We start from the raw sequence: 1,856 nt of genomic DNA, 5'->3' as shown, positions 1-1,856 counted from the left end.
CCGTACGGCCGGGGAGTGCTGGTCGGCGCGGGCGACGAGGCCGAGCCCGGGCGTGCGTGGCGGCGTCGGTGAGCGGGACCCGTCCGCAGGCCCGGCGCCCCAGCGCGGAGGAGGCGCTGAGGACGGCGACGCCCCGCGCCGCGCCCGGCGAGGCGGAGCAGGGCGGCGGGCGAGCTGGCGTCGAGGTCCACGCGGGGGTCGAGGCCGAGCCGGCGGCAGGAGTCCTCGTAGGCGGCGCGGATGCCGGTGCCCCGGGACAGGCAGAGGATCTTCTCGTCCCGGAGGCCGGCGAGCCGCAGTGCCGGCCGGTCGAGCGGGTGCCCGGCCGGGACGACGGCGGCGAGGGGCTCGTCGATGACGACGTCCGCCTCCAGGCCCGGGGCGGTCTCGCCCGCGTAGCCGATCAGGGCCAGGTCGAGGGAGCCGGCCAGGACCTGGGCCTGGAGGGCGTCGGAGTGGTCCTCGTGCAGGCTGAGTTCGATGCCGGGGTGGGTGCGGCCGAGGTCGGCGACGGTGTCCAGGAAGGGCGCGATCGAGCAGCCCGCGATCATGCCGAGCCGGACCCGGCCGCGGACGGCGTCGGCGAACTCGGCGGCGGTGTGCCGGATGGCGTCGAGAGTGGCGAGGGCGTTCTTCGCGAGGGGGAGGACGGCCTCCCCGGCCGGGGTGAGGGCCACCCGGCGTCCGCCGCGGTCGAGCAGCTGCTGCCCCAGCTCGCGCTCCAGCTTCGCCACTTGGGTGCTGATGCCCGACTGGCTGACGTGCAGGCGGTGGGCGGCACCGGTGAAGGTGCCCTCGTCGACGACGGCCGTGAAGTAGCGCAGCTGGTGCATCTCCATGTCCCAGGATGATAGATCCCATCACGTCCATCTGTTGGACGGATGGCGGAGCCCGGCCGGAGGATGGGGGCATGACGACGACGAAGACTCCGCGAGAACTTGCCGAGACCTACTTCACCGCCTGGGAGGCGGGCGACTTCGAGACCGTGCGGGGGCTGCTGGCCGATGACGTCGACTTCGTCGGGACGCTGGGGACGGCGTCCGGGGCGGAGGAGGCGCTGGCGGGGCTGCGGCGGATGGGCCGGGTGCTGGAGCGCATCGACGTGAAGGCGCGGGTGGCGGAAGGCGGCGAGGTGATCACCTGGTTCGACCTGTGCACCAGCATCGCGCCGCCGGCGCCCACGGCGAACTGGATGCACGTGGAGGACGGGAGGATCGCCCGGATCCGGGTCACCTTCGACCCGCGCGAACAGCTGGCGGGGTTCGCGAAGCAGCGCTGAGGGGAGGGGGCGCCCCCCGGGCGCGGGGGCGCCCCTCCCGGCGTCCTTCCCGCGCCGCGTCAGACGCGTACGACCTCCACGCCCGCGTCCCGGAAGGGCCGGGCGGCGGCCTCCGACAGGGCGGTGTCCGTCACCAGGACGTCCACGGCGGAGGTGGCGCAGATGCGGGCGAAGGCGCGGACGCCCAGCTTCGTGGAGTCCGCCGCGACGACCAGGCGGCGGGCCCGCTCGCAGAGCAGGGCGTTGACGGCGGCCTCGTCCTCGTGGCGGGTGGCCGCGCCGTCGGCCGGGTCGAAGGCGTCCACGCCGAGCACGGCGGTGTCCATCGACAGCATGCCCAGCGTCCGCTGCGCCAGCGGGCCGGTCAGTTCGTACGACTGGGGCCTGGCCACCCCGCCCGTCAGGACGATCTTGAACTGCGGCCGGATCACCAACTCGCCCGCGATGTTGAGGGCGTTGGTGACCACCGTGAGCGCCGGCGGGCCGCTCGCCGGCCCGTTGAGGTCGGGGCGGGCTGCTTGGTCGCGGGCGACCTCTGTCGTGGTGGTGCCGCCCGTCAGGCCGACACCTCGCCCGG

The 1,856-nt window shown here is 75.1% G+C and carries 2 protein-coding genes and 1 pseudogene; 1 reads left to right on the top strand and 2 read right to left on the bottom strand.

Features of this window, described 5'->3' with window-relative positions:
- The coding region (locus SSNG_RS03970; protein ID WP_007262508.1) for a LysR substrate-binding domain-containing protein at nt 1-839 on the bottom strand (839 nt) is incomplete at its 3' end.
- Nucleotides 840-910: 71 nt separating this feature from the next.
- Between SSNG_RS03970 and SSNG_RS03965 the strand changes: the two genes are divergently transcribed.
- A complete protein-coding gene (locus SSNG_RS03965) occupies nt 911-1,279 on the top strand; it encodes a nuclear transport factor 2 family protein (protein WP_007262507.1) in 369 nt (122 codons plus the stop codon).
- Nucleotides 1,280-1,338: 59 nt separating this feature from the next.
- Here SSNG_RS03965 and SSNG_RS03960 read toward each other — a convergent pair.
- Nucleotides 1,339-1,856, bottom strand: a pseudogene (locus tag SSNG_RS03960) (alkaline phosphatase); the annotation flags it as partial.

The organism is Streptomyces sp. C, from assembly GCF_000158895.1.
GTDB lineage: Bacteria > Actinomycetota > Actinomycetes > Streptomycetales > Streptomycetaceae > Streptomyces > Streptomyces racemochromogenes.
This window is presented reverse-complemented; position numbering and strand designations above follow the sequence as displayed.